The sequence below is a fragment of the Actinopolyspora mortivallis genome (genome assembly GCF_003001495.1).
GTDB classification, from domain to species: Bacteria; Actinomycetota; Actinomycetes; order Mycobacteriales; family Pseudonocardiaceae; genus Actinopolyspora; species Actinopolyspora mortivallis_A.
The window spans coordinates 188,335-214,300 of the sequence record NZ_PVSR01000002.1; the positions used below are offsets into that span (position 1 = coordinate 188,335).

The following is a 25,966-nucleotide window of genomic DNA, read 5'->3' on the forward strand; positions in this document are numbered from 1 at the left end:
CCGCGAACACCGCCGCACCGGAGGCGGCGGTCGCCGAATCGGGAGTCGCACCGTGACACCACTGCTCCCCCGCCGCGTCACCGATGACCGCGACGGACTGCTGGCCTTCCTCGAACACCAGCGCAACGCCCTGCGCGCCGCCGCGCACGGACTGGACGAACAGCGTGCCGCGCAACGTCCCACCGCCAGCGGGCTGAGCATCACCGTGCTGGTCAAACACGTGCTGCGCGTCGAGCGGCGCTGGGTCACCGTCCAGATCGGCGGGCGGGAACTCCCCGGCCTGTGGCCCATCACCGACTTCGAGGGGGAGTTCACCCTGGAACAGGACGAGTCGCTGGCCGGGAACCTCGCCGCCTACGCCGAGGTCACCGCCGAGACCGAGCGCACGGTCGCCGAGGTGGCCGACCTCGACGCCGAGCTCCCGCTGCCCCCGGAGATGCGGGACCGTACCGATCTTGAGCCGTTCACCACACGCTGGGTGCTGTTGCATCTGATCGAGGAAACCGCCCGGCACGCCGGACACGCCGACATCATTCGGGAGTCCCTGGACGGTCGGAGGGCGGACTCGCTGCTGTCCGAGTTCGCCGCTGCCGCGGATCCCCGCTGAGCACCGCCACACCGACCGGGTCGAGGCGCAGGGTGACGTCCTCGCCCGGCTCCGGGATCTCCGCCCCCTCGGCGATGGCCTCGACCCGGTTCACCCTCCCCTCTCCGGCGTCGACGAGCAGCCGCACGTGGTCGTGCCGGTGCATCCGCTCCACCACCCTGCCGGTGGTCTCCGCCGCGCCCGGGCACCGTCCCGTCCTGGCCCGCACGCCGACCGGACGCAGCCCGAGCCGCACCGGCCCGTCCGGCTGCTCCGGCGTCGGGACCGTGCCCAGCGGACCGGAGGCCGTACCGTCCGTGACGTGCGCGTCCAGGAAGGTGGTGCACCCGAGGAACCGCGCCACCCGTTCGTTGCGCGGAGCGCGCCACAGCCGACGCGGCTCGTCCGTCTGCAACACCCGGCCCTCGTGCAGCACGGCCACCCGGTCGGCCAGGGCGAAGGCCTCGTCGAGGTCGTGGGTCACCATCACGGCCGTGGGGCTGTCCTCGGCGGAGAGCAGCCTGGCCAGGTCCACGGTGAGCCTGTCGCGCAGAGCCCGGTCCAGGCCGGACAACGGCTCGTCCAGCAACAGCATCCGGGGCTCGGCAGCCAGCGCGCGGGCCAGCGCGACCCGTTGGGCCTGCCCGCCGGAGAGCTGCCGCACCCGACGGCGCTGGTAGCCGGCCAGCCCCACCAGATCCAGCAGCCGGTCGACCTCCGCGCGCCGTCGCTTCCGGCCGACGCCGCGCATCCGCAGCGCGAACTCCACGTTGCCCGCCACGTCCCGGTGCCCGAACAGCTGTCCGTCCTGGAAGACCATGCCGAAGCCGCGACGGTGCACCGGCACCCCGGACAGGTCCCGCCCGTCGAAACGGACCTCCCCCGCGGCGAGGCTCTCCAGCCCGGCGACGGTGCGCAGCAGGGTCGACTTCCCGCACCCGGAAGGCCCCAGCACGGCCAGCACCTCGCCGCGCGGCACCTCCAAGTCCACTTCGGACAAAACGGTCGTGCTGCCGTAGCGCACCGTCACCGCGTTCATCCGCAACCCGTCGTCGGTGTCGGACGGTTCGGTCCCCCGGAGGGCACCGGCTCGCGCCACACTCATCAGAACTCCCCCGGTGAGTCCGTACGCAGGGTCTCGATCACCAACACCGCCACGACCGTGACCACCATCAGCAGGGCGCAGACCGCGTAGGCCATCTGCGTGGTGAGCTCTCCCGGCCGGGCGATCAGCTCGCTGACGGCCACGGGCAGGGTCGGGGCCTCCGGGCGGGCCAGGAACCCGGTGGCCCCGAACTCCCCGAGCGCCACGACGAAACCGAACCCGGCGGCCGTGACCACCGCCCGCGCCGCCAGCGGCAGATCCACCTCACGCCGCGTGCGCAGCGGTCCGGCCCCGAGTGTGGCCGCGGCGGCCCGCAGCCGGTCGTCGACCGACCGCAACACCGGCAGGACCACCCGGATCACCAGCGGGGTGATCACCAGGGCCTGGGCCAGCGGCACCAACAACGGTGAGGTCCGCAGGTCCCCCGGCAACAGGTGCAGCGTGATCAGGTACCCGAAGCCCACGGTCACCGCCGAGACCCCCAGCGGCAGCATCAGGGCCGCGTCCATCAGTTCCGCCGCCCAACGTCTGCGCGAGGTCACCAGCACCGCGCAGGCCAACAGCCCCAGCAGCAACGCCATCCACGTGGCGTCGAACGCCGTGTTCGCCGAGTTCCACGCGGCCTGCCAGCCGGACACCTCCAGAGCGCCCTGCCCGGTTCCGGACAGGGCACGGTAGCCGTCCAGGCTCCACCCGTCCCTGCTCCGCAGCGAACGCACCAGCAGCGCCGCGATCGGCATCACCAGCGCCAGCAACACAGTCCCGGCCGCAGCCACCGGCACCCACTCCACACCACGGGGTCGCCGTGTCGGAACCTCCGAACCGCTCACCCCGGCGGCTCCGCCCCGACGCCGGGCGAACGCGGCGACCGCCAGGGCGGTGAGCACGGCGGCCAGCTGCACCAGCGAGAGCGTCGCCGCGCCCGACAGGTCGAGCAGCCGGACGGTGCGCAGGTAGATCTCGGTCTCCAGGGTGCGGTAACGGCCCGCCCCCAGCACCAGCACCACCCCGAAACTCGTGGAACAGAACAGGAACACCACTGCCACGGCCGAGAACACGGCGGGACGCAACGCCGGGAGGGTGACGGTGCGGAAGGTCCGCAGCGGCCCCGCCCCCAGACTGCGGGCGGCGTCCTCGGCACGGCGGTCCAGACGTCCCCACAGTCCCCCCACGGTGCGGGCCACCACGGCCACGTTGAAGAACGCGTTGGCCAGCACGATCGCGAACGCGTTCGGCTCGTCCGTGCCGAGCAGCGCCCGGAACGCCATCCCCACCACCAGCGTGGGCAGCACGAACGGCACGGTGACCAGCGCGCGCAGCAGCACCTTGCCCGGGATCCGCACCCGCGCGAACAGGAAGGCCAACGGCAGGCCCGCCACCAGCGCCAGGGCGGTGGAGGCCGCCGCCTGCCCCACGGTGAAGGCGACCAGCCTCCAGGTCTGCGGTTCGGCCAGCAGCCCGGGCTCCGGGGTGGACAGTCCCCGGTGCAGGATGGCCAGCACCGGCCAGGCGAAGAAGACACCGAGGAACCCGAGCACCAGCAGGGCACAGGCCGACCAACCCACTCGGCGCAGGAGAGCCCCGTTGTCGGTGCCGACGCCCCGCCTCCCGGCCGGCGAGGAGACCCGGGGGGAGAGATCCACCGTCATCCCCGGGTCAGCTCACGCCACTGGCTGATCCACTCGGCGCGGTTGTCCTCCACCCGCCGCGGGTCCAGTTCGGTGGAGTCCTCCGGCCGGGGTGCCACCCGCTGCCAGTTCTCGGGAAGCTCCACCCCGAGCACGGCCGGGTAGACGTACATCTGCTCGGGAACCTGGCTCTGGAAGGTCCAGGAGAGCAGGAAGTCCATCAGCTCGCGCGCGGCCTTCGGATGCTCGGCTCCCCGCAGCACCCCCGCGTACTCCACCTGCCGGTAGCAGGTGTCCAGCAGGGCCTCGGTGCGCGGCCGCCCCTGGTCGTCCACCTCGGCGGCGGGCGAGGAGGCGTAGGACAGCACGATCGGCCGCTGCCCGGAGCCGGACGAGCCGGAGAAATCCTGGTTGTAGGCTTCCTGCCAACTCGACGAGACCCGGACCTCGTTGTCGACCAACCGGCGCCAGTAGTTCTTCCACCCCTGGTCGGGGCCGAAGGTGGCCACGGTGTTCAGCAGGAACGCCAGCCCCGGTGAGGAGGTCTCCGGGCTGGGCACGGCGAACAGGCCCCGGTAGCGGGGTTCGGTCAGGTCCCGCAGGTTCCGGGGTGGTTCCACGTCGTGCTCGGCGAACCAGCGTTTGTCGATGTTGACGCACACGTCCCCGGCGTCGATCGGGGTCAGTCTGGTGTCGGCCACCGCGTACTTCACCGGGATGGAGGCGGAGCCCTCCGGGCGGTAGGGGACGAACACGTCCGCGTCGAGTGCCCGCGAGTAGAACGTGGAGTCCACCCCGAAGGCGACGTCGCCGATCGGGGCGTCCTTGGTCAGCACGAGCTCGTTGGTCAGCGCGCCCGCGTCGCCGGTCTTCCTGACGCGCAGCTCGTAGCCGGACTCGCGTTCGAAACTCCTGCGGGCCTCGTCGCTGATGGCGAAGGAGTCGTGGGTGACCAGGGTCACGGTTCCGGAGTCCGCGGAACCACCGCCGGTTCCGATGAGCGAGCAGCCCGCGACCGAGAGCACTGCGGCCAGCGCCACCGCGGCACGCGTCCAACGTGCGGTGTGTCGTTTCAATGATCCTCCCGAAGCCACACCACGAGCAGCGTGACGCCGAGCCGATCACGTGCCTCCCTGCGCCGGCGTGACCCGGTTCAGGTGGACGGTCGAGGACCCCGTGCCCTCCTCTCAGCCCAGCGCGCTGGACTCCCGTGGCGGCTGGTCAGTGTACTCGACCACCGTGCTCCCCCGGCAGGCTGTGCCCCGGCGCAGCTCCGGGCACCGAGACCGCCCGGAGCGGGTCACCGCGCCTCCGCCAGCACCAGCTCCGCCACCTCCTGGGCACAACCCCAGGAGACCATCACCCCGCTGCCCCCGTGCCCGTAGTTGTGCACCACGCGGGCCCCCGCGAAGTGCTCGGTGTGCAGCCGCACCGCGTCGCTGGTCGGCCGCAGACCGACGATCGTGCCGCGTATCCGCACGTCGTGCAGCAGCGGCTGGATCGCGCCGCACCGACGCAGAATCCCCTCGGCGGCCCGGGAGTCCGGGGTTCGGCTCCAGTCGTGTTCCACGGCGGTCCCGCCGAGCACGAGCCGCTGTCCGTGCGGCATGTAGCTCGCCCACTCGCCGGTGTCACCGAGCTCGACGAAGTACTCCTCGATACCGGGGTTGTCCACGACCACGTGATGACCGGAAACCGGGCGCACCCCCGGGTCGCCCACCAGTTCCCGCGCCGCCACCCCGGTGCAGTTCACCACCAGCGGGCTCTCCTCGGCCGCCTCGGCCAGACCGGAGACCGGCCCGAGCACCAGCTCCCCGCCCGCCTCCAGGAAGCGGTTGGTCAGGTACTCCAGGTAGCGCGGCATGTCCACCAGCGGAACGGTGGCCCGCAGGCCCACCGCGAACCCGGAGGGCAACTCCCCGGCCCCGCAGGGGCGGACACCGTCGAGCAGTCCCAGCGAACCCGGTGGGGACTCGGGGAAACCGGTCCGGCTCGCCACCGTCCCCAGTGTCGAGTGCACTCCGGTCTCCGGGTGCGCGGCCAGGTCGAGGAAGACGGCGTGGGTCCGGGCCGCCCAACGTCTCGCCCGCTCCACCGGGTGCAGTGAGGTCGGGCCCCAGATCGCTCCGGCCACAGCCGAGGTCGTCTCCTGCGGGTGCTCGGCGGTTCTGATGCGCACCCGGCATCCCGACTCGGCCAGCACGACACCGGTGCTCAGACCCTGCACTCCCGCCCCAAGCACCAGCACGGAACGCGACCGATCACTCACCGAGCCGACGGTAGCAATCCCACCCGAAAAATCCCACCCGTCCGACGGGCCCCGCCGCGCCCGTCCGAACACCGCCGTGCTCAGCCGGGCGGCGCGGTGACCGGACGGCCCCCTCCCAGCTCGGGAGCCAGCCAGTGTCGAGCCCGGGCGAGGAACTCCTCGTGGGAGCAGGCGCCCGCCCCCTCCTCGACCGCCCCCAGCAGGGGGACACCGGTCACCCACGGCAGGTCGGTGGTGTTGCAGTTCTCCACCGTGCCCGGCTCGTGCGGCCAGCTCCCGAACACCGTGCCGGGGCAGCGCAGTCCCCGGCGCAGCACCTCCCGCACCGTCAGCGCGGTGACGTTCAACGTCCCCAAGCCGGGTGAGCAGACCACGAGTACCGGCGCGGACAACCGCGCGGCCACGTCCAGCAGGGTGTTGCCGTGCTCGTCGAAGGGAACCAGCACTCCCCCGGCCCCTTCGACCAGCACGGTGGCGTACTCGGCGGACAGGTCCGCCACCCGCCGGGAGACACTGTCCGGAGTGGGCGGTGGGGTTCCGGCCCGGCGCGCCGCGGTGGCGGGGGCCAGCGGCTCGGGGTAGCGCGCGAACTCGAAGGTGTCCACATCGGGCACCAGCCGCGCGAGTTCGGCGGTGTCCCCCTCGTGCTCGTCGGTGCCGGTCTGGATCGGTTTGACCACAGCGACCGGCCGCGCCGCCAGAGCCGCCACGGCGGCGGTGACCACGGTCTTGCCGACGTCGGTGCCGGTGCCGGTGACGAACAGCGCAGCGGCGGCCATGACTCACCCCACCCGTGCCGCGGCGACGGCCGCCTCCGTCACGCGCGCGAGGTCCTCGTCGGCGATGACGTAGGGCGGCATCGTGTAGATCAGGTCCCGAAAGGGGCGCAGCCAGACGCCGCGCTCCACGGCCGCGGCGGCGGCAGCGGCCGTGTCCACCGGACGGTCGAGCTGGATCACCCCGATCGCTCCGAGAACCCGCACGTCCCGCACCCCCGGCAGTTCGGCGGCGGGAGCCAGCCCGCTCGCCAGTCCCGACTCGATCCGGCGCACCCGCGCCCGCCAGTCGTCCCGCAGCAGCACCCGCAGCGAGGCACGGGCCACCGCCGCGGCCAGCGGGTTCCCCATGAACGTGGGCCCGTGGGCGAGCACGGGAACCTCGCCGCCGGCTATGCCCTCGGCCACCCGGCCGGAGGCCACGGTGGCCGCCATGGTGAGGTAGCCGCCGGTGAGTGCCTTGCCCAGGCACAGCACGTCGGGGGCCACGCCGGCGTGGTCGGCGGCGAACAGCTCGCCGGTGCGCCCGAAGCCGGTGGCTATCTCGTCGAAGACGAGCAGCACCCCATGCCTGTCGGCCAGTTCCCGCAGCCTGCGCGGGTACTCCGGGGAGTGGAAACGCATCCCCCCGGCCCCCTGCACCACCGGCTCGACGATGATCGCGGCCAGTTCCCCGGAGTGCCGTCGCAGCAGCCCTTCCAGGTGTTCCAGGTAGTCCGCGTCGGCCTCGGCGGAGAAGCCCGCCGGCGGTGCCTCGGCGAACACCTGCTCGGGCAGCGCGCCCCGCCACAGGTGGTGCATACCGCCCTCCGGGTCGCACACGCTCATCGGGTGCCAGGTGTCGCCGTGGTAGCCACCACGCCAGGTGAGCACCCGCCGTTTCTCGGGTCTGCCGAGCCCGCGCCAGTACTGCAGGCACATCTTGAGCGCGACCTCCACCGAGACCGAGCCCGAGTCGGCCAGGAACACGTGGTCCAGCGACTCCGGGGTTATCTCGGTGAGCGTCGCGGCCAGTCGCACGGCGTTCTCGTGGGTGAGTCCGCCGAACATCACGTGGCTCATCCGGTCCACCTGCGCGTGGGCGGCCGCGTCCAGTTCGGGGTGGGCGTAGCCGTGAATGGCGGCCCACCACGAGGACATGCCGTCGATGAGCTCGTCGACCCCGTGCACCGGTTCGGCCAACCGCAGCCGGACCCCCTCGGCCGAGTCGACCACCGGGTGTTCGGAGTCGGTGGGGGAGGTGGTGTAGGGATGCCAGACCCGCTCACGGTCCAGTTGGGACAGTTCGCGCGGGGTCAGGGGGGCGTCGAGGGAGAACACGTCGGGATGATCCTCCCCTGCCGGTTCACGGCCACAGTCGCGGCGCGGACAAAACGAGGCCGGTGCGGTTGTGCGTGTCGAACACTGCCGCCGCGCGGGTGGATCCACTCAGCATGGATCCATGACGCCGGAGAAACCACCCGCCCCCAGCCCCCCGCGTCCGGAGACCGTCTTCGACTGGGTCGAACACCGGGACAGCCTGCGACGACAGAACGGACTGCACCGGGTCCTGCGGCCGCGTGCGGCCACTGAGGACGTGCTCGACCTGGCCGGCAACGACTACCTCGGACTGTCCCGGCACCCGGCCGTCACCGAGGCAGCTGCCGAGGCGGTGCGGACCTGGGGAGCGGGTTCCACCGGCTCCCGGCTGGTCACCGGCACCACCGAGCTGCACGCCACCCTGGAGGAGGAGCTGGCGGCCTGGTACGGCACGGAGGCCGCTCTGGTGTTCTCCTCCGGCTACGCCGCCAACCTGGCTCTGGTCACGGCACTGACCGACGAGAGTTCCCTGATCGTCTCCGACCGGAACAACCACGCCTCCCTCATCGACGGCTGCCGGCTCTGCCGGGCCGAGGTGCGGGTGGTCGCGCACTCCGACCCGGAGGCGGTGCGCGCCGTGCTGCGGGAGAGCCCACGCCCGGCGGTGGTGCTGACCGAGTCGGTGTTCTCCGTGGACGGTGACGTGGCCGCGCTGGACCGGCTGCTGACGGTCTGCCGTGAGCACGGCAGCGGGTTGCTGGTCGACGACGCCCACGGGCTCGGCGTGCTGGGTGAGGGGGCCGGGGCGTTCTCCGCGTTCGGGATGGGGGCACCCGCCGACGCCGTGGCCACCGTGACCCTGTCCAAAGCGCTGGGGGCGCAGGGGGGAGCCGTGCTGGGGCCGCGTCGGGTCGTCGAGCACATCGCCCAGACGGCTCGTCCCTTCGTCTTCGACACGGCGTTGGCTCCCGCCGCCGCGGCGGCGGCCCTGGCCGGGATCCGGTTGCTGCGCGGACAGTCACACCTGCCCGCACGGGTGCGGGCCGTGACGCGGCAGCTGCGTGAGGAACTGCTCGACCACGGGATCGGCGTCGGAGAACCGGGGGCCGCGGTGCTGGGGGTTCCCGTCGGTGCCCCGGAGGCAGCGGTCGCCTGGGCGGGCCGGTGTCTCGAACGCGGGGTGCGGGTGGGCTGCTTCCGTCCCCCGTCGGTTCCCGACGCGGACTCCCGGCTGCGACTGACGGCACGGGCGGACCTGGAGGACGACGAGGTTCGGCGGGTGGCACACGTGATCGCCGAGACGGCACCGGACTTCGCAGCCCTGTCGGGCGGGTGAGTCCACCCCGCGAGGTCGACGGCCCGCGCCCCCGCTCGCGGAGAGTCCCGGTGTGCTCAGGGTTTGCGTCCCACCCCTCCGACGATGCAGTTCGAGACCTCGGGCTGCTTGCGCAGCCGGGGACCGTCGGGCCACCAGTCGCAGCACAGCACCACGCCCGGGTCGATCATCTCCAGTCCGGGGAACATGGCCTCGATCTGCGCCCGGGTGCGGAAGGCTCCGGAGCCCATGGGACTGTGCAGGAAGACCTGCTCCATGCGGCGGGCCAGCTCGCTGTAGTAGCCGTCGTCCTCCGGGTCGAAGAAGTGACTCACGGCCACCAGGGAGCCGGAGGGCAGCGCCCGCACGAACTCCTCCATGATCTCGGCGGGGTCCGCCCCCTCCACGTGGTGGTGCAGGGTGCCGAGCTGGAAGAACGCGATCGGTTCGGAGAAGTCCAGATAGCGGTTGACCACCGGGTCGGAGAGCAGTTCACGGGGGTCGAAGATGTCGGCCGCGCTGAAGTGGGTCTGCTCGTTCTCCTCCAACAAGGCGCGCCCGTGGGCCAGCACCACCGGATCGTTGTCCACGTAGACCACCGTGGAATCCGGGGCGATCCGCTGGGCCACCTGGTGGGTGTTCTCCGCCGTCGGTAATCCGGATCCGCAGTCCAGGAACTGCCGCACCCCGGTCTGTCCCGCCACGAAGCGGGTGACACGGATGAGGAACTCGCGGTTGTCCCAGGCGAGGTCGGCCGCCTCCGGAGCGACACGTTTGACGTCCTCGAACACCTGCCTGTCGATCTCGTAGTTGTCCTTGCCGCCCAGGAAGGCGTCGTAGACCCTGGCGACGCTCGCCTTGTTCGTGTCGAGGTGGATCGGGGTGGCGCTTTCCTGCAAGTGGCTGACTTCGGTCATCACAACCTCACGTGATCCCGGCGGACTTCTGCGGAAGAATCGAGCACGCGCCGTGGGAGGACGGACTCGTTCGGTAAATACAAGCACAGGGAGGTAACCTCACGAAACCGTTCAGCGGGATTCGGATCGGCCGAACGCGGGAGACGAACACCGGACACGTACGGGGCCGCCGGGTCCGCTCCGTGAGCACACGGCCCGGCTGTCCACATCGAGGGGACGAGAACGAGGATGAGCACTGTCGATTCCGGCGACCAGCACGACGGGGTCGAGGAGGGCCCGAAACCGACCGCGCGCAGGATCGTGCTCGGAACCCAGTTGCGTCGTCTGCGGGAGGCGGCCGACATCACCAGGGCCGAGGCCGCCGAGTCCATACGCGGTTCCGAGTCGAAGATCAGCCGTATCGAGCTGGCCAAGGTCAGCGTCAAGGAACGCGACGTGGTCGACTTGTTGAATCGCTATGGTGTCGAGCCACAGCACCAGCAGCCCTTCCTGGACATGGTACGCGAGTCCAACCAACCCGGCTGGTGGAACCGCTACAGCGATCTCATGCCCGACTGGTTCCAGGACTACGTGGGTCTGGAGGAGTCCGCCTCCCGGATCCAGACCTTCGAGCTCCAGTTCGTTCCGGGGCTGTTACAGACCGAGGACTACGCCAGGGCCATCGCCAGTCGCGGCAGGCCCGAACTCGCCGACGAACAGGTGCACCGGCGGGTGGCGCTGCGGATGCGACGGCAGAAACTGCTCAACACCCCGGACGCGCCCCGACTCTGGGCGGTCATCGACGAGTCCGTGCTGCACAGGCCGATCGGAGGGCTGGAGGTGATGCGGGCGCAGCTCGACCACCTGCTGGAGATGACCAAACGTTCCACGATCATCCTGCAGGTGGTGCCCTACCGGCTCAGCGGGTACGCGGCGGAGGGCTCGTTCACCATGCTGCGCTTCGCCGAGCCGGAGCTGCCGAACCTGGTGTACGTGGAACACCTGGCCGGGGCGTTGCACCTGGACAAACCGACCGAGATCGAGAAGTACGGCAGGGTCTTCGACCGGTTGACCGTGGACGCGGAGACGCCGGAGAACTCCCGGAGGATGCTGCGGGAGGTGCGGGAGAGCATCGGGTGAGTTCCCCGCCGGGATCGGTCGTCTCCCGCTCCGGAGCCCCGGGAGTCGGTACGAGCGTCCCGACTCGGAACGCGGCGTGCTCGGAAACTTCTTCTTCCCCCGGTCGTGGATGGTTCGTGACGGCGCGATCACCTCGCTGCGTGAACGCCGAACGAACGATAAGGAAACAAACTCGCACGATCGGGTGGATTTGTGCAGATGCACGTGCACGTGCATTGTCAACACCCCACCCCCTTGGCAAGATCACATGCACGTGCACATGCACAGAGACCGGAAAGGTGGCCTTATGCACGGAGAACTTCGCACCAGCACCTCGGCGGCGCTGCTGTCCGACGCGCAGTGGCGCAGGAGCAGGCACAGCGGAGCGATCGGCAACTGCGTGGAGGTCGCCGCCCTCGACGAGGGCGAGGTCGCCGTACGCAACTCACGTGACCCCCAGGGCCCCGCCCTCCTCTACACCCGCGCCGAGATGGCCGCGTTCGTGGCAGGAGCCAAGGACGGTGAGTTCGATGACTTCCTCCGGTGACGCCGAAGGTGGCTACGAGGCGCGCTTACTGCGGCTCGTCGCGCGTGGTTTCCAGTTCGTACAGTCCTCCGACGCCGCGGGAGAACCCGAGGCGATCGTCGGAGTCCGCGGGCACGACAACGTCATCGACGTGATCCAGCTGGAGTCGGAGGACCACGTGGTCGCCACCAGGATGCCCAGCTCGGAGGAGAACATCTACCGGCCGAGCACGATCCGGTGGCGAACCAGCGGCACCGTCTACGAGGTGATCGACCGCCTGCTCGCACTCCCCGACGACCACACTCCCGGATCACTGTTGGTCGCCGCGGGAAGCTGAGCGGGGCCGACCGTCACTCTACCTCCCGACCCGGTGGGACGGGTACCGCCGTTTCCGCGCCCGGGGCACCACGGACGGCCCCTCGCGGCGTGGGAGCCGGTGACGATCGGGCCGCCTCCCACGACCCGTCAGTTCTCTCCCCACCACGCCGTCCACCCCGGTACGGCACCCGTCCCCCGGGTTCCCGTTCCCGGCGAACGCCCGCACGGTGAGCGAGGTCACTGATCACGGGCCCGTGCCCGACTACCGTTGTCCGCACCGACTCCCACGAGAAGGCGGACACATGGCGGAAGAGCGCCCTCCCGAGCACGCGGGCCCGGAGCACTCCCACCGTGAGCACGGACCTCGGCCCGACAGACCGACACTCGCCCCGGGATGGAGTGCGATGTCCCGGCGACGCAGGACGCTGTTCGTCACCGCGTTGGCGGCACCGAACCTGGCGGTGGCGGCGCTGAACCAGTTCGACGTTCCCCTGAGCGTGGCCCTGCCCTGCTTCCTCGTGCTCTGGGCGGCGGGGTTCACCGCGCTCCGCCGGATGACGGAGATGTCCCGAGCACAGACGGTCTCCCCGCACTGGCGGCTCACACCACGGCGCTGGCGGTTCGGCCCCGAGAACTGGGTGTTCGGTTTCCCGGACGGCACCACGTTCCGCGGAAGGACTTCCCGCTCCTCCCACGACCGCCGGTAAGGGACGGCGCCCGTGTCCGGGACTTCCGGGACCGCCGGAGCCAACCCCGCACGTCGGGAGGCCACCGCGTGCCCGATAATCCCTCCCGGACCAGGCATCGACGGAAAGTGAGCATCCCGGTGGCGCGTGACCAGGGGAGTTCCCGCCCCAACCCCTCGTTCTTCGGCAGCATCGACCCCTTCTGCTGGATCATGGTGATCCCGCTGTTGCTGGTGGCGGTGTTCACCACCCTGGAGGTCTCGCTGCCGGTGGGGTTGGGGCTGGTGGCCCTGGGCGTGGTGGTGCTGCTGGTCGACGCCACGATCAACTGGCGCTGGTACCGCACCTGGGGGAACAAACCCGTCTCCCGGGACTCCCGGCCGAGAAAACGCTGACCGCTTCCGGTCCCGGCCACACAGGCGTACGACGGGGGCCACCGGGGTGGGCCCACCCCGGTGGCCCCCGCCCACCGCTCACCTGCCGGTCAGGAACTTCTCCGGGGTGAGCGGCAGCTCACGGACCCGGACGCCGGTGGCGTGGTGGGCGGCGTTGCCGATGGCGGCGGCCACACCGACGATGCCCACCTCGCCGATGCCCTTGGTCCCCATCGGGTTGACGTGCGGATCGTGCTCGTCGATCCAGTCCACCTCCACCGACCCCACGTCCGCGTGGGCGGCTATGTGGTAGCCGGCGAAGTCGTTGTTGACCACGTGGCCGAACCGCTCGTCGACCACGCCGTGCTCGTGCAGGGCCATGGACAGCCCCATGGTCATCCCGCCCGCGAACTGCGAACGAGCGGTCCGGGCGTTGACGACGCGCCCGGCGGCGAAGACGCCGAGCAGGCGCGGCACCCGCACCTCGCCGGTGTCGGCGTGCACCCGGACCTCGGCGAACTGGGCGCCGTAGGCGTTCATCGCGTACGTGCCCGCCTCCGGGTCGGGCTCGGACTTCGTGGTGGTCTCGGCCCCCTCCGGGGGATGCTCGCCGTGTTCGGCGCGGAAGGCCCGCGCCGCCTGGACGATCGCCGTCCCCCACGAGGCCGTCCCCGAGGAGCCCCCGGCGAGGCTGGCCTTGGGCTGGGCGGTGCTGCCCAGGTGCAGCCGCACGGCCGACAGCGGGACCTCCAGGGCCTCGGCCGCGATCTGGGTCAACGCGGTGCGGGCCCCGGTGCCGATGTCGGAGGCCGCGATCTCCACCCGGTAGTACCCGTCGGCGTAGCCGACGGTGGCCACCGAACCGGGGATGGTGAAACTGGGGAAGCTCGCCGCGGCCACCCCGGTTCCGACCAGCCAGTCGCCCTCACGCCGGACCCCCGGCCTGGGGTCGCGCTCGGCCCAGCCGAACCGCTCGGCCCCCCGGCGCAGGCAGGTGACCAGATTGCGGCTGGAGAACGGCCGCCCCGAGGTGGGGGCGGTGTCGGGCTCGTTGTGCACGCGGAACTCGATCGGGTCCATGCCGCAGGCCTGGGCCATCTCGTCCACCGCGCTCTCCAGCGCGTACATCCCGCCGGCCTCCCCCGGAGCCCGCATCCAGGTGGGCACGGGCACGTCCAGCGCCACCACCCGGTTGGTGATCCGGCGGTTCGGCGAGACGTACATGTCGCGGGAGGCCCCGGCGCTCTGCTCGGCGTACTCCGCCAGCCGCGAGCTCTGTTCGAGCGCGGAGTGCTCGGTGGCGACCAGGCGCCCCGTGGCGTCGGCCCCCAGCCTGATCCGCTGGAAGCCCGGCGGGCGGTAGCCCACCAGCGGGAACATCTGTGCCCGGGTCAGCGCGCACTTGACCGGCCTGCCGGGGGTCAGCCGCGCGGCCATGACCGTGGCCACCACGTGCGCGTGGGGCATCCCCTTGGAACCGAAACCCCCACCCACGTGGGGTGAGACCACGTGCACCCGTTCCGGGTCGAGACCGAAGATCGGGGCCAGCACGTCCCGCACCACGTACGGCCCCTGGTTGGAGTCGTAGAGGGTGAGTTCCCCCTGCTCCCACACCGCCACGGTGGCGTGCGGCTCCATCGGGTTGTTGTGTTCCGGAGGGGTGGCGTAGGTGACGTCCACCGTGTACTCGGCGGCCTCCAGCGCCGCGTCCACGTCCCCCTGGTCCAGGTCCTCGGTGACCATCGGGGAGGAGGTGTCCGGCGACTGGGCCCGGTGGTCGTCGGCGCCGAACGTGGCCTCGTGGGGGTGGCGTTCGTAGGTGACCTCCACGAGACCGGCCGCGTGGGCCGCGATCTCCGGGGTCTCGGCCAGCACCGCCCCGATCACCTGGCCGCGGAAGGCGACCTCCGGGGACTGCAACACGGCGAGTTCCCCGCCCGCGTTCACTTTCTCCGCGTTCTCGTGGGTCAGCACGGTGTGCACCCCGGGCAGTGCCTCCGCCGCGCTGGTGTCGGTGCCGGTCACGCGTCCCCGGGCTATCCCGGCCTGCACCAGGTGCAGATAGCGCGGGCCGTCCACGGGTTGTTCGAAGGCGTAGCGCGCCGTTCCCGCCACCTTGTCCGGACCGTCGAGGCGCTGTGGGGCCCGCCCGGGGTCCTCGGTCAGCACGTCGGTCATGCTCTGTCCTCCCTGGTGAGCTCGCGCAGCACCGCGCACAGGGTGTTGCGGGTCATGGGGATCTTGAAGGCGTTGTCCCGCAGGGCCTCGGCCTGCTCCAGTTCCGCCTCGGCCGCCCGCCGGAAGTTCTCCTCGGTGGCGGGGGCTCCGCGCAGTTCCCGCTCGGCGGCCTCGGCCCGCCAGGGTTTGTGCGCCACCCCGCCCAGGGCGATGCGGGCGTCGCGGACGGTGCCCTCGTCCACCTCCACGACCGCGGCCACGGAGACCAGGGCGAAGGCGTAGGAGGCCCGTTCCCGGACCTTGCGGTAGGCGGAACGGGCGCTGTCCGAGGGCGCGGGCAGTTCCACGGAGGTGATCAGCTCGCCGTGTTCGAGCACGGTGTCGCGTTCGGGCTCGTCACCGGGAAGCCGGTGCAGCTCGGTGACCGGGATCCGGCGTTGCCCCTCGCTGCCGCGCACCACCACGGTGGCGTCGAGCGCGGCCAGTGCGACCGCCATGTCGGAGGGGTGGGTGGCCACGCAGTGCTCGGAGGCACCGAGGATCGCGTGGTGGCGGTTCCAGCCCTCCAGGGCGGAGCAGCCGGATCCGGGTTCGCGTTTGTTGCACGGCGTGCCGGGGTCCTGGAAGTAGGCGCAGCGGGTGCGCTGCACCAGGTTGCCGCCGGTGGTGGCCAGGTTGCGCAGCTGCCCGGAGGCCCCGGCCAGCAGGGCCTGGGCCAGCATCGGATAGCTCTGCCGGATCACGTGGGAGGCGGCCAGTTCGCTGTTGCGGACGGTGGCGCCGACGGAGACCCGACCGTCCGGCAGTGTCTCGACGAAGTCGTAGGGCAGCTTGGTGATGTCGACGAGCTTGCCGGGCTCGGCCACCCCCAGTTTCATGTGGTCGACGAGGTTGGTCCCGCCGCCGAGGTACGTCGCTGTGGGGTCGTCGCTGACGGTGGCGATCGCACCGTCGGTGTCGTCCGCACGTTCGTAGTCGAAGGGTTTCACTCCGCGGCCTCTCGGATGGCTGAGACGATGTTGGTGTAGGCGCCGCAGCGGCAGAGGTTGCCGCTCATCCGTTCCCGGATCTCCTCCTCGTCGAGGTCGGGTTCCTCCTCGAGGTTCTCCGTGACGTGGCTGGGCCAGCCGGCCTTGACCTCGTCGAGCATCCCGACCGCCGAGCAGACCTGCCCCGGCGTGCAGTAACCGCACTGGAATCCGTCGTGCTCCAGGAAGGCCTGCTGCACCGGGTGCGGACGGTCCCCTTCGGCCAGTCCTTCGGCCGTGGTCACCTCCGCCTCGTCGTGGGCGACGGCCAGCGTCAGGCAGCTGGTGACCCGACGGCCGTCGAGCAGCACGGTGCAGGCACCGCACTGGCCGTGGTCGCAGCCCTTCTTCGGCGAGATCACCCCCAGTCTCTCGCGCAGTGCGTCCAACAGGGTGGTTCGGGTGTCCACCGACAGCGTTCGCCGCTGCCCGTCCACCCGCAGTGCTATCTCCGCGTCCATTCGACGGGCGCCTTTCCTCGCTTCGTGGTGGGTAAGCAAGCGTCCGGTGATCATCCTACGGAGACCGCCGTGACGCCCACCACCACGAATTCGGGCGACCCTACGCGGCTCCCCGGAACCCGCGTGAGGTCGAGGAGCCGCGCCGGTGCTGCGCTAGGCGTCGTGCTCCACGGGCAGCCAGAGTTCGCAGGAGGTGTCGGTCTCGTCCGCGGAGAACTCCGTGCGCAGGATCTCCGGTCCGGCGACGCTGCGGTAGGGGTTGGACGGGAACCACTGGGTGAACACGTCCCGCCACAGATACTGCGCGGCCTCGGGGGCTCGGCCCACCGTGTGGAACACGGCCCACTTCCCGGCGGGCACGACGCGCTCCGTCACCCCTTCGGGGGCGGGAGCCGAGGACACCACCCCCTGCATGTAGTCGACCAGGCTGCCCTCGGCGCGGGACGAGGCGTCGAGCGGTTCCACAGCGGAGACGACGCCGCGCGGTTCCTGGTCCGACAGCGGCTTCAGCCGTGCCAGCCGTTCGACACCGACACTCGCGACGAACTCGGCGATGGCCTGGTTGTGCCCCTCGTGCACGATCGGCACCTCGGTGCGGTAGCCGAGCAGCCGGAACTCCGGCTTGTCGACGATCCGGTACTCCATCGGTGTGCTCCCTTCGACGGTGAGGTGAAACGTCATCCGTGGTTGGGAGGTCAGCGCCGTTCCGGACCGTCGTGCCTCGGCCGGGCCGACACCGTGCATCGCGCGGAAGGCCCGCGCGAAGGCCTCGTTGGATCCGTAGCCGTAGGTGACGGCGATGTCGAGCAGGCCGCGCCGCCCGGCCAGCACCTCACCGGCTGCCAGGGTCAGCCTGCGCCTGCGCACGTACTCCGACAGCGGCATCCCGGCCAGCGCGGAGAACATCCGGCGGAAGTGGTGTGGTGAGGTGCGGGCGATCCTGGCCAGCACGTCGATGTCGACCTCGGCGGCGATGTGCCGTTCGAGGTGGTCCATGGCCTCGTTGAGCCGGTCGAGCACGGTGGCCTCCCTTCCGCACCCGAAACTAGGGTTTCGCCACCACGTCCGCCCGACAGTTCGTGCCCGTTTCGGTCGGGGGGCGGCCCGCACGACAGGGGCGGCCAATTTTGCCTAAAATTGGCAAGGCTGGCGGCGGTGAGACGGAGAAGACGGCACGAAGGGTCAGCAGAGTGTCAGCGGCGGGAACCGTGAACAGTGCTCCGCCGCAGTCGGAAGTACAGCGCCACGAGCGCGCACCCCACGGCGGGCAGTAGGAGCGCGTACACGGTCGGCGTGACGTAGGCCGGAACCAGGTCCGAGGTCGTTCCGTTGTCCCAGACGCAGTTGGCTTCCGGAGGGAAGGTTCGCGGGTCGTACCGCAGTATCCGAACCTGCTCGCTCATCCACTCCGGACGGGACTCCCTGCACTTCGAAATGCCGTACATGATGGGAATGTGGGTGAGCCCCCGGGTGAACACCAGGTGGGCGGCGCCGCCGAGGAGCACGGCCACGTACGAGCACAGCGCGGCGGGCCGCCGCAGCAGTTCCGCGCGCGAGACCGCGAGACGGATCAGCACGAACAGCAGAGCGGCCACCGTCACCAGGGGCGAGTACACCAGAAGGGCGAACAACATACGGGCCGACCGTATCGACCACTTCGGATATCGTGGGGCGATTCGCACGATTCCGGCACGATGTGGGCGGGAGTGCCCGTCCGAACGCGCCCCTTGTTCCCCGCCACCACCCCACCCGACCGACTCCCCCGGCTCCGGCCCTCGCCTCCGGCCGGGGAGGCCTAGTGGTCACGCTGGGTGACGAGGTGGGCGAGTGCGGTCAGTTCCTCGGCCCGGGCGGTGGGGCCGGCCGCGTCGAGATGGTCCAGGGCGCTGGTGAGCAGCCGGTCGGCCTGGGTGTGACTCCAGGCGCGCCCTCCCGCGTTGTCGACGAGCTCGGCGGTGGCGGTCAGGTCGGTTTCCGCGTTCGGGGGGTGGTGGTAGTGCGCGGCGAGTCGCCGCCCTGCGGGGGTCTCCGAGTTCAGCGCGAACACCACGGGCAGGGTCTTCTTGCGGGCGTACAGGTCGGAGTAGGCGGGCTTGCCGGTGGTGTCGGGGTCGCCCCAGATGCCGAGCAGGTCGTCGACGTGCTGGAAGGCCAGCCCGAGGTCGTGGCCGAAGCGGCGCAGGTGTTCGGTTCGCCGTGGGTCGGCGCCGGCGAACCGGGCCCCGAGTTCACAGGCGCTCGCCAGCAGCGCGGCGGTCTTGGCCTCGGCCATGCGTTGGCACTCGGCGACGTCGACGTCATCGCGCTGCTCGAAGGCCAGATCCGTGACCTGCCCCTGCACGAGTTCCTGAACGGTGGTGTTGAGCAGGCGGATGCCGGACAGGGCGGCCGGGTGCTCACTGTCGGCGATCACTCCGGAGGCCAGCGAGAGCAGGGAGTCACCGGCCAGGATCGCCGCGCTGGCCCCGAACACGCTCCAGGCCGTGGGGCGGTGGCGGCGGGTGGCGTCGGTGTCGATGACGTCGTCGTGGATCAGCGAGAAGTTGTGCACGAGTTCGACGGCGACCGCCGCGGGCAGGGCCTGCTCGGCGGTGCCACCGACGGCCTCGGCGGCCAGCAGAACCAGGGCGGGGCGCAGTGCCTTGCCGCCGGAGGTCTCGCTGACCCCACCGTGTTCGTCGATCCAGCCGAACTGGTACCGGGCGATGTGGCGCATGTCCTCGGGCAGCGCGTCGACGGCCGAGCGCAGCGCCGGGTCGACCCGGTCGCGCGCCTCGTTCAGGGCCTGGTAGGCCCGCCGGGCCGGGGCGGCTTGCGGGAACACCTCGGGGGTGGCCATGGGAGCGTTCCTTTCACCGGGCGATCTCGACGTTCTCCAACACGCCGAGCGCGTCGGGAGTGAGCACGGCAGCGGAGTAGTACGCGCTGACCAGGTACGACGTGACGGCCTGGCTGTTGACGCCCATGAACCGCACGTTGAGAGCGGGGGCGTACTCGTCGGGGATGCCGGTCTGGTGCAACCCGACCACCCCCTGGTGCTTCTCCCCGGTGCGCAGCACCAGCACCGAGCTGGTTCCGGTGTCGCTGACGGGGATCTTGTCGCAGGGCAGCAGGGGAACGCCGCGCCAGGCGGTCATGCGGGTGCCGTGCACCTCGACGCTGTCCGGGTAGACGCCCCTGCGGCTGCACTCGCGGCCGAACGCGGCGATGGTCCGGGGGTGGGCGAGGAAGAACTCGGACTTGCGGCGCCGGGACAGCAGCTCGTCGAGATCACCCGGGGTGGGCGGACCGCCGGTGGTCTGGATGCGCTGGCGCAGGTCGGCGTTGTGCAGCAGCCCGAACTCGCGGTTGGTGACCAGGTCCGCCTCCTGCCGCTCCCGCAGTTCCTCGACCGTGAGCCGCAGCTGTTGGTCGAGCTGGTTCATCGGCTGGTTGTACAGGTCACTGACCCGGGTGTGCACCCGCAGCACCGTCTGGGCCACGCTGAGCTCGTACTCGCGGGGGGTGAGCTCGTAGTCGGCGAACGTGCCGGGAAGCTCGGGTTCGCCGTCGTGGCCGGAGGCCAGCCACATGGCTGCTTCGCCGTGCTTGTTGTGCGCGGGTGGGGTGTGTTCGCGCACCCGGTCGAGGTGGGTGCGCAGCACCTCGGAGCGCTCGGTGAGCTCCTCCACGGCGCCGCGGGGTAGGGTCAGCACGATGCACGGCGTCAGCGCGGTGGCCGTGACGGGCCAGGTGTCCCGTCCGCCGGTGAGGACGTGTTCACCGAGGTAGTCCCCGTCGGCGAGCACGTCCCGCGAGGTTTCTTCCCCGTAGGGGCCGGGGATGCGGGTGTTGACCTTGCCGTGGGCCAGCAGCACCAGCTCCTCGGAGGGCGCGCCCACGGTGGTGATGTTCTCGCCCGGGGCGTAGTGGTGCTGGGTGAACCGTTCGGCCAGCGCCGCGAGCACCGTCTCGTCGTCGAGCTCCCACAGACACGGGATCTCGCGCAACTCCGGGGGCAGCACGCGAACCCGGTCGCCGGTGTTGGAGAACGTCAGGCGTCCGTCGCCGAGCTGGTAGGTCAACCGTCGGTTGACCCGGTAGGAGCCGCTGGTGGTCTCGACCCACGGCAGCATGCGCAGCAGCCACCGTGGACTGATCGAGCGCATCTGCGGTGGGGTTTTCGTGGTGGTGGCCAGGTTGCGGGCCGCGGCCGTGTCCAGGCTGAGCCGGTCCCGGCCGTCGGGTTCCGGGGTGGCCGCCGCGTTCGGTGCGATCTCGGTCATGTGTCTCACTCGTCGCGTGTGGGGTCGGAAAGGAGGCAGCCGCCGCCGGTTCACCCGGTCCCGCGCGGGCCACGGCCCGTGGCCTCCGTCGGCGCGGCGATCCGGGCCGCCGTACCCAGGCCGGTGGGTCCGGCCAGGCGCCGGCGCGGCGTGAGCGCTCCCTCCGGCAGCGCGGCCCCGAGAGCGGACGGGGAGGGTGGTGTTCCCGCCCCGGCGGCCCACGGTGTGTGGTGGCGTCGCAGTTCGGCCTCGGTGTAGCGCACGCACTTGCGGTGCCACTCCAGGATCCCCGACATCCAGTCCTTGAGGGACTCGGCGTGGTCGAGGAGCACCCGGCGGGCGGAGTCGTCGAGACCGAACTCGTCGAACATCCGGGGCAGGCGCTCGCTGAGGATCTGTCGGAACTGCCGCATCCGGGCGGTCATCACCTCCGCCACGACGTCGCGGGCCCGCCACCGGTCGACGTCGAGGAAGTACTGGGTGACCAGCACGAGGTTGTGGACCTCGCCCTCGAACTGGATCTCCTTCTGGTAGGAGAACAGGTCGTTGGTCAGGCACGCGTAGTCCTGCGCGGCGGTTTCCATCTCCCGGACCACCGTGCTGCGGTACACCTCGGCGGGCACCGTGTCGAGATGGGCCAGCCGGGACAGGCTCATCGTCATGTCCGAGCCGAACGTCTTGCGCCGCATCTCCAGATAGTCGACCGGGTCCGGCACCCGGTGCTGGATCTGGTTGGCCAGTTCCCACAGCCAGCTGGCGGTCATCTCCTCCACGGCGGTGCGGAACTGGCGCCGCGCCTCGGTGCCCATGGGCCCGGCGGTGCGTCGCCACAGGTCGGCCAGGCCCCGTTCGATCGGGTTGGTCGCCTCCGGAGTGGACTCCCCGTGCAGGGGCATGAACGCCGACAGCCGGTCGTTGCAGACCTTGGCCGCCGCGAGGTCGCGGGAGGCACCGAACACGGCGGGGAAGTAGTCGTCGCCGTAGGTGCCCCAGGCCAGCCAGTCCGAGGAGAGGTCGAGTGCCTCCGGGTTCGCGTCGGCGTGGATCATCGCCGCGCAGTGGGCGAAGTCGAAACCGACGAACCGGCGCTCGTCCCACACCCCGCCGAGTTCCACCCCGGGCACGGAGTCGAACATGCCCATCCGCCGTGCCCAGTCGACACCGTGCTCGCGGGCGGTGTCCACGTGCGGGCTCATCCGCACGGGATAGGGCATGAAGAACTCCGGCAGCGTCAGGTGCCCCACCTCCTGGAACGGCCGGTGGGACTGCTGCCGCGTCCGGCGCCGGAGGCCGGGACGCAGCCGGGAGAACGCCCGGGCCGCCGAGGTCCCCAGGCCGGTGGGGCCGTGCAGGACGGGGGCGCCGGACGTCGCGGTGACGTGCTCGTTCATGTACCGACTGGACTGGGTGTGCCACTCGTGGCCACCGGCCTGCCAGTCCTGCAACCCCTTGACGTAGGCCAGCACCCTGGCCCGTTCGTCCGGGTCGAGGCCGTGCTCGTCGCACAGCGCGGGCACCTCGGTCAGGGCCGTGTTGTCGAACTGCTCCAGACGGGAGGTCAGCAGATCGTTGGTCAGTTCGGCGGCCTGCTGCGTGCTGGTGGAGAAGAAGGTCTCCATGACCAGCACCCCGTTGTTGAGCTCACCCTCCTGCTGGGTCTCGCGTTGGTAGGAGAACAGGTCGTTGCGCAGGTGCACCCCGTCGGCGAAGGTGTCGGTGAGCACCCGCATCGGTCGGCTCGCGGCGATCCGCGCCGGGATCTCGGCCCGGGCGGCGAGTTCGACGAGCCCGGCCGACCAGGGTGCCCCGCCGACCTTGCGGCGCATCTCGACGTAGTCGACCGGGTTGGGCACCTGCCCCTGGGTGATGTTGGTCAGCTCCCACACGCAGTCCTCGAGCAGGTTGCGGGTGGCCTCGGCGAACCTGCGCTGCCAGTCGGCCGACATGCTCGGGGCCGTGCGGGACCACAGGTCGACCAGTCCCCACTCCACCGGGTTCCTCGGCTCCGGGACGTGCTCGCTCGGCCCGGTCGGCATGAACGCCGACAGCCCGGCCAGGTACCGCCGGGCCCCGGCGAGGTCGCCGGTGTGTTTGTAGTGCTCCAGGAAGTGGTCGTCGAAGTAGAACACCCACACGTACCAGTCGGTGATCAGGTCCAGGTCGGTCGCGGTGGCGTCCGGGTGGGTGTAGGCGCACAGCAGCGGGTAGTCGGCCGAGTCGAAGGTGGACTCGTCCCAGGCGAACTCCCCGCTGCTGCCCGGCACCCCTCCCGGGGTGACCATCTCCATCCGACGGGCCCACTCCGTGGAGTGCTCGCGCGTCCGCTGCAGATGCGAGTTCAGCCGGGCGGGCCAGGGCAGGTAGAACTCCGGAAGCTCGAACGGTTGGCCGGCCACGGGTCAGTCTTCCCTGCCGGTCTCGACGTCGTCCAGCACCGCCAGCGCGTCCGGCACGAGCACCGCGGCGGAGTAGTAGGTGGACACCAGGTACGAGATCAACGCCTTCTCGTTGATGCCCATGAACCGCACCGACAGGCCCGGCTCGTACTCGTCGGGCAGCCCGGTCTGGTGCAGCCCGACCACGCCCTGGTTGGCCTCACCGGTACGCATCAGCATGATCGAGGTGGTGCGCTGGCTGCTCATCGGCAGCTTGTTGCAGGGGAACAGCGGCACACCGCGCCAGGCGGGCACGTGGTGTCCACCGATCTCCACGCTGGACGGGTACAAGCCGCGACGGCTGCACTCGCGACCGAACGCGGCGATGGCCCTCGGGTGGGCCAGGAAGAAACCGGGGTCCTTCCAGACCAGCGACAGCAGCTCGTCCATGTCGTCCGGGGTGGGCGGACCGGTGCGGGTGTGGATGCGCTGGCGCAGGTCGGCGTTGTGCAGCAGCCCGAACTCGCGGTTGGTGACCAGCTCCTTCTCCTGCTCCTCGCGCAGTTCCTGGATGGTCAGCCGCAGCTGCTGCTCCACCTGGTCCATCGGCTCGTTGTACAGGTCGGCGACCCGGGTGTGCACCCGCAGCACCGTCTGGGCCACGCTGAGCTCGTACTCGCGGGGCTTGAGCTCGTAGTCGACGAACGTGCCCGGCAGTTCCGGTTCACCGGCGTGGCCGGAGGCCACGGAGACGGCGGCCTCGCCGTCGTCGTTGTGCGCGCCCCGCTGTGCGGCCTGGACCCGCTCCAGGTGGGCACGCAGCGTCTCGGAGCGGTCCACCACCTCGCGGGCGGACTGACGCGGCAGGGTCAACACCGTGCACGGCGTCACGGCCTTGGCGGTGAACTCCCAGGTGCCGCCGTCCTCGGCCAGCACGTGGCCGCCGAAATGCTGCCCTCCGGCCAGCACTCCCAGTACCGCTTGGTCCCCGTAGGGGCCGGTGCCCAGTTTGTTCACCTTGCCGTGCGCGATGAGCACGATCTCCTCGGACGGGCTGCCCTCCTCGACGATCACCTCGCCCGCCGCGTACTCGCGCTGCACGAAACGCTCGGCCAGACCCTCCAGCACCGTGGTGTCGTCGAAGCCGCGCAGTGCGGGCAGCTCCCGCAGCTCGCCGGGGATCACCCGCACCGTCGCACCGGTGTTGGAGAACGTCACCAGCCCGTCGCCCAGCTGGTAGGTCAACCGTCGGTTCACCCGGTAGGCCCCGCCCGAGGCCTGCACCCACGGCAGCAGGCGCAGCAACCACCGCGAGGTGATCGACTGCATCTGCGGCGGGGTCTTCGTCGTCGTCGACAGATTCCGCGCCGCCGCCGTGCCCAGGCTCAACGGCGACTGCTCGTCACCGTTCAGCGGACCGGGAACCGACTCCGTACTCGTCACCACACACCACCAATTCGCCGCGTGTCACACATTCCTGCCCGCGCAGTCAGACCAGTCGGTCACCCGCGTTTGGAACTCGCCCCAGTGAACTCGCCCCAGTACGGCCTCGAACGTGATCGTGATCAGCTCGGAGGGCGACCATGGTTGATCGACCGATCAGGTGATCAACCGTCACCCGGTCGGACAAGCTAATTGACCAATGTGGAGTAGCACAAGTCGTGTTCGGACAGTGACTGGCGCGGAAGGAGCACCACAACATGCCACTGTCGTGTCGGAAGTCACATTCCGTCTCGTGTCGACAGAGCGGTACCCGCTCTCGCCCGCCAGCGGAAGCGCCGTCGCGTGAGACCTCACGGGACGACTCGTCTCTTCGTGCGAGCGGGCAGCGAGTTCGTCGGCCCCGCTCGCCCGGATCATCAGTTTCACAGTGAGCGCGAAAAGAGTCGGGATCATTCCGCACGACGGGAAAACGGAAAGACACCGGAAAACCATTCCACGTCGAATCTCTGGAACTTTCCCGGCACTTGACCGGGTCAGGAGGAAGACCGAGTGCGTCCCTACGTCGACCTGTTCCGAGAGTCCTCCGTCAAAAGGCTGCTGTCGAGCAATGTCGTCGGACGCCTGCCGGAGGGAACGGGACCGCTCGCCTCGCTCTGTTCCTGCGCGAGCGGGGATTCGGGTACGGCTCGGTCGGCGTGCTCGCCGCGTTGTACGGAGTCTCGGCACCCCTGGGCAATCGGCCACCTCGTCGGGGGAGGTTCTGCTCGCGGGCGCGAGCATCGTGGCGGCCGGGCTTTCCACCCCGCCACCGCGCGCCCACGTCCTTGGCCGCACGCGACGACAGCGGGACCGAACGCGGTCACTGACTCCGGTCGATCCGGCGAGGCTCGTGCCCCCCAGCGGAGGTGAGAGGACTCGGACGGGGTCCCTGACACGGGGAGTCCAACGTGTCCCGCCGGATCCCGGCTGCGCGGCCTACACGTTGTGCGCAACGCCGTCGACTCGGCAGCATGGCTCGCGGCGGGCTTGGAGGTCTGGCAGCTCGGACGCCCGGCACAGCGTCCCCAGGCATGACCACGGCGCCACGGTGGGACCGCCGGGCGCCGCCCCTCACTGACCGGAGGATCACGTGGAAGACATGAGGAGAGTGACCTGACCCTCGGCGAGGGTCAGGCACTCCGTCTCGTTCCTCTGGATGCTCTACTGGAGAAGATGCCGCCTCACATTCGGCACTACATCCAGCAACTCACCAAACCCATCGGCTGAGACGCGGGAAGTGTCCGTCCGTCCCTCAATCGGCCCCGACTCGTTCGATTCCA

General features: G+C 70.7%; 23 protein-coding genes. 7 read left to right on the forward strand and 16 right to left on the reverse strand.

Annotated elements, in window-relative coordinates; all coding sequences use genetic code 11:
* Positions 1-52: 52 nt before the first annotated feature.
* Positions 53-607, forward strand: a complete 555-nt coding sequence (locus tag CEP50_RS03325; RefSeq protein WP_106112423.1) for a DinB family protein — start codon at positions 53-55, stop codon at positions 605-607.
* Here CEP50_RS03325 and CEP50_RS03330 read toward each other — a convergent pair.
* From CEP50_RS03330 to CEP50_RS03355, 6 genes are all read right to left on the reverse strand, one after another.
* On the reverse strand, positions 531-1,691 hold the full coding sequence (locus CEP50_RS03330) for an ABC transporter ATP-binding protein (RefSeq protein ID WP_106112424.1): 1,161 nt from the start codon (positions 1,689-1,691) through the stop codon (positions 531-533). The genes CEP50_RS03325 and CEP50_RS03330 overlap by 77 nt on opposite strands.
* Positions 1,691-3,340 (reverse strand): ABC transporter permease, encoded by a 1,650-nt coding sequence (locus CEP50_RS03335; protein ID WP_181188187.1) that lies wholly within the window; start codon positions 3,338-3,340, stop codon positions 1,691-1,693. Before CEP50_RS03335 ends, CEP50_RS03330 begins: the two co-directional genes overlap by 1 nt.
* Positions 3,337-4,395: a thiamine ABC transporter substrate-binding protein gene (locus CEP50_RS03340; RefSeq protein WP_106112425.1), complete on the reverse strand. Its 1,059-nt coding sequence runs from the start codon at positions 4,393-4,395 to the stop codon at positions 3,337-3,339. The genes CEP50_RS03335 and CEP50_RS03340 overlap by 4 nt, the downstream gene beginning before the upstream one ends.
* A 224-nt stretch (positions 4,396-4,619) precedes the next feature.
* Complete coding sequence (locus CEP50_RS03345) at positions 4,620-5,588, reverse strand: FAD-dependent oxidoreductase (RefSeq protein WP_181188188.1); 969 nt, start codon at positions 5,586-5,588, stop codon at positions 4,620-4,622.
* A gap of 80 nt (positions 5,589-5,668) precedes the next feature.
* On the reverse strand, positions 5,669-6,367 hold the full coding sequence (gene bioD / locus CEP50_RS03350) for a dethiobiotin synthase (protein WP_106112426.1): 699 nt from the start codon (positions 6,365-6,367) through the stop codon (positions 5,669-5,671).
* Between the two features lie 3 nt (positions 6,368-6,370).
* Complete coding sequence (locus tag CEP50_RS03355) at positions 6,371-7,684, reverse strand: adenosylmethionine--8-amino-7-oxononanoate transaminase (protein WP_106112427.1); 1,314 nt, start codon at positions 7,682-7,684, stop codon at positions 6,371-6,373.
* Between the two features lie 121 nt (positions 7,685-7,805).
* On the opposite strand from CEP50_RS03355, the gene CEP50_RS03360 reads away from it, so the two are divergent.
* A complete protein-coding gene (locus CEP50_RS03360; RefSeq protein WP_106112428.1) occupies positions 7,806-8,999 on the forward strand; it encodes an 8-amino-7-oxononanoate synthase in 1,194 nt (397 codons plus the stop codon).
* Between the two features lie 56 nt (positions 9,000-9,055).
* Here the strand turns inward: CEP50_RS03360 and CEP50_RS03365 are convergent, their stop codons facing one another.
* Positions 9,056-9,895 (reverse strand): SAM-dependent methyltransferase, encoded by an 840-nt coding sequence (locus CEP50_RS03365; RefSeq protein WP_106112429.1) that lies wholly within the window; start codon positions 9,893-9,895, stop codon positions 9,056-9,058.
* A gap of 228 nt (positions 9,896-10,123) precedes the next feature.
* On the opposite strand from CEP50_RS03365, the gene CEP50_RS03370 reads away from it, so the two are divergent.
* The 5 genes from CEP50_RS03370 to CEP50_RS03390 all read left to right on the forward strand — a co-directional run bounded on the left by CEP50_RS03370 (position 10,124) and on the right by CEP50_RS03390 (position 12,918).
* Positions 10,124-11,014, forward strand: coding sequence for a helix-turn-helix domain-containing protein (locus tag CEP50_RS03370; protein WP_106112430.1), 891 nt, complete (start codon positions 10,124-10,126; stop codon positions 11,012-11,014).
* Between the two features lie 286 nt (positions 11,015-11,300).
* Positions 11,301-11,540: a DUF397 domain-containing protein gene (locus tag CEP50_RS03375; protein WP_106112431.1), complete on the forward strand. Its 240-nt coding sequence runs from the start codon at positions 11,301-11,303 to the stop codon at positions 11,538-11,540.
* Positions 11,524-11,856: a hypothetical protein gene (locus tag CEP50_RS03380; RefSeq protein WP_106112432.1), complete on the forward strand. Its 333-nt coding sequence runs from the start codon at positions 11,524-11,526 to the stop codon at positions 11,854-11,856. The genes CEP50_RS03375 and CEP50_RS03380 overlap by 17 nt, the downstream gene beginning before the upstream one ends.
* Before the next feature lie 385 nt (positions 11,857-12,241).
* A complete protein-coding gene (locus CEP50_RS03385; RefSeq protein WP_146134729.1) occupies positions 12,242-12,544 on the forward strand; it encodes a hypothetical protein in 303 nt (100 codons plus the stop codon).
* A 107-nt stretch (positions 12,545-12,651) separates the two neighbouring features.
* On the forward strand, positions 12,652-12,918 hold the full coding sequence (locus tag CEP50_RS03390; RefSeq protein ID WP_106112434.1) for a hypothetical protein: 267 nt from the start codon (positions 12,652-12,654) through the stop codon (positions 12,916-12,918).
* A 78-nt stretch (positions 12,919-12,996) separates the two neighbouring features.
* On the opposite strand, the gene CEP50_RS03395 is transcribed toward CEP50_RS03390, so the two are convergent.
* The 9 genes from CEP50_RS03395 to CEP50_RS03435 form a co-directional block, all read right to left on the reverse strand.
* Positions 12,997-15,075: a xanthine dehydrogenase family protein molybdopterin-binding subunit gene (locus tag CEP50_RS03395; RefSeq protein WP_106112435.1), complete on the reverse strand. Its 2,079-nt coding sequence runs from the start codon at positions 15,073-15,075 to the stop codon at positions 12,997-12,999.
* Positions 15,072-16,064 (reverse strand): FAD binding domain-containing protein, encoded by a 993-nt coding sequence (locus CEP50_RS03400; protein WP_106112436.1) that lies wholly within the window; start codon positions 16,062-16,064, stop codon positions 15,072-15,074. Before CEP50_RS03400 ends, CEP50_RS03395 begins: the two co-directional genes overlap by 4 nt.
* Positions 16,061-16,564: a 2Fe-2S iron-sulfur cluster-binding protein gene (locus CEP50_RS03405; RefSeq protein WP_106112437.1), complete on the reverse strand. Its 504-nt coding sequence runs from the start codon at positions 16,562-16,564 to the stop codon at positions 16,061-16,063. Before CEP50_RS03405 ends, CEP50_RS03400 begins: the two co-directional genes overlap by 4 nt.
* 153 nt (positions 16,565-16,717) lie before the next feature.
* Positions 16,718-17,584 (reverse strand): AraC family transcriptional regulator, encoded by an 867-nt coding sequence (locus CEP50_RS03410; protein WP_106112438.1) that lies wholly within the window; start codon positions 17,582-17,584, stop codon positions 16,718-16,720.
* A 173-nt stretch (positions 17,585-17,757) separates the two neighbouring features.
* Positions 17,758-18,198 (reverse strand): hypothetical protein, encoded by a 441-nt coding sequence (locus CEP50_RS03415; protein WP_106112439.1) that lies wholly within the window; start codon positions 18,196-18,198, stop codon positions 17,758-17,760.
* Positions 18,199-18,359: 161 nt separating this feature from the next.
* Positions 18,360-19,403, reverse strand: coding sequence for a family 2 encapsulin nanocompartment cargo protein polyprenyl transferase (locus tag CEP50_RS03420; RefSeq protein ID WP_106112440.1), 1,044 nt, complete (start codon positions 19,401-19,403; stop codon positions 18,360-18,362).
* Positions 19,404-19,416: 13 nt separating this feature from the next.
* Positions 19,417-20,829, reverse strand: a complete 1,413-nt coding sequence (locus CEP50_RS03425; protein ID WP_106112441.1) for a family 2B encapsulin nanocompartment shell protein — start codon at positions 20,827-20,829, stop codon at positions 19,417-19,419.
* Positions 20,830-20,879: 50 nt separating this feature from the next.
* Positions 20,880-23,225, reverse strand: a complete 2,346-nt coding sequence (locus tag CEP50_RS03430; protein WP_106112442.1) for a family 2 encapsulin nanocompartment cargo protein terpene cyclase — start codon at positions 23,223-23,225, stop codon at positions 20,880-20,882.
* A 3-nt stretch (positions 23,226-23,228) separates the two neighbouring features.
* On the reverse strand, positions 23,229-24,650 hold the full coding sequence (locus CEP50_RS03435; protein ID WP_219905298.1) for a family 2B encapsulin nanocompartment shell protein: 1,422 nt from the start codon (positions 24,648-24,650) through the stop codon (positions 23,229-23,231).
* Positions 24,651-25,966 lie beyond the last annotated feature (1,316 nt).

Excerpts from the sequence above, each read along its gene's own strand:
- CEP50_RS03330 (WP_106112424.1), bottom strand. The coding sequence starts at position 1,691 with ATGAGTGTGGCGCGAGCCGGTGCCCTCCGGGGGACCGAACCGTCCGAC.
- CEP50_RS03335 (WP_181188187.1), bottom strand. The coding sequence starts at position 3,340 with ATGACGGTGGATCTCTCCCCCCGGGTCTCCTCGCCGGCCGGGAGGCGG.
- bioD (WP_106112426.1), bottom strand. The coding sequence starts at position 6,367 with ATGGCCGCCGCTGCGCTGTTCGTCACCGGCACCGGCACCGACGTCGGC.
- CEP50_RS03360 (WP_106112428.1), top strand. The coding sequence starts at position 7,806 with ATGACGCCGGAGAAACCACCCGCCCCCAGCCCCCCGCGTCCGGAGACC.
- CEP50_RS03365 (WP_106112429.1), bottom strand. The coding sequence starts at position 9,895 with ATGACCGAAGTCAGCCACTTGCAGGAAAGCGCCACCCCGATCCACCTC.
- CEP50_RS03370 (WP_106112430.1), top strand. The coding sequence starts at position 10,124 with ATGAGCACTGTCGATTCCGGCGACCAGCACGACGGGGTCGAGGAGGGC.
- CEP50_RS03375 (WP_106112431.1), top strand. The coding sequence starts at position 11,301 with ATGCACGGAGAACTTCGCACCAGCACCTCGGCGGCGCTGCTGTCCGAC.
- CEP50_RS03380 (WP_106112432.1), top strand. The coding sequence starts at position 11,524 with ATGACTTCCTCCGGTGACGCCGAAGGTGGCTACGAGGCGCGCTTACTG.
- CEP50_RS03385 (WP_146134729.1), top strand. The coding sequence starts at position 12,242 with ATGTCCCGGCGACGCAGGACGCTGTTCGTCACCGCGTTGGCGGCACCG.
- CEP50_RS03395 (WP_106112435.1), bottom strand. The coding sequence starts at position 15,075 with ATGACCGACGTGCTGACCGAGGACCCCGGGCGGGCCCCACAGCGCCTC.
- CEP50_RS03405 (WP_106112437.1), bottom strand. The coding sequence starts at position 16,564 with ATGGACGCGGAGATAGCACTGCGGGTGGACGGGCAGCGGCGAACGCTG.
- CEP50_RS03415 (WP_106112439.1), bottom strand. The coding sequence starts at position 18,198 with ATGTTGTTCGCCCTTCTGGTGTACTCGCCCCTGGTGACGGTGGCCGCT.
- CEP50_RS03420 (WP_106112440.1), bottom strand. The coding sequence starts at position 19,403 with ATGGCCACCCCCGAGGTGTTCCCGCAAGCCGCCCCGGCCCGGCGGGCC.
- CEP50_RS03425 (WP_106112441.1), bottom strand. The coding sequence starts at position 20,829 with ATGACCGAGATCGCACCGAACGCGGCGGCCACCCCGGAACCCGACGGC.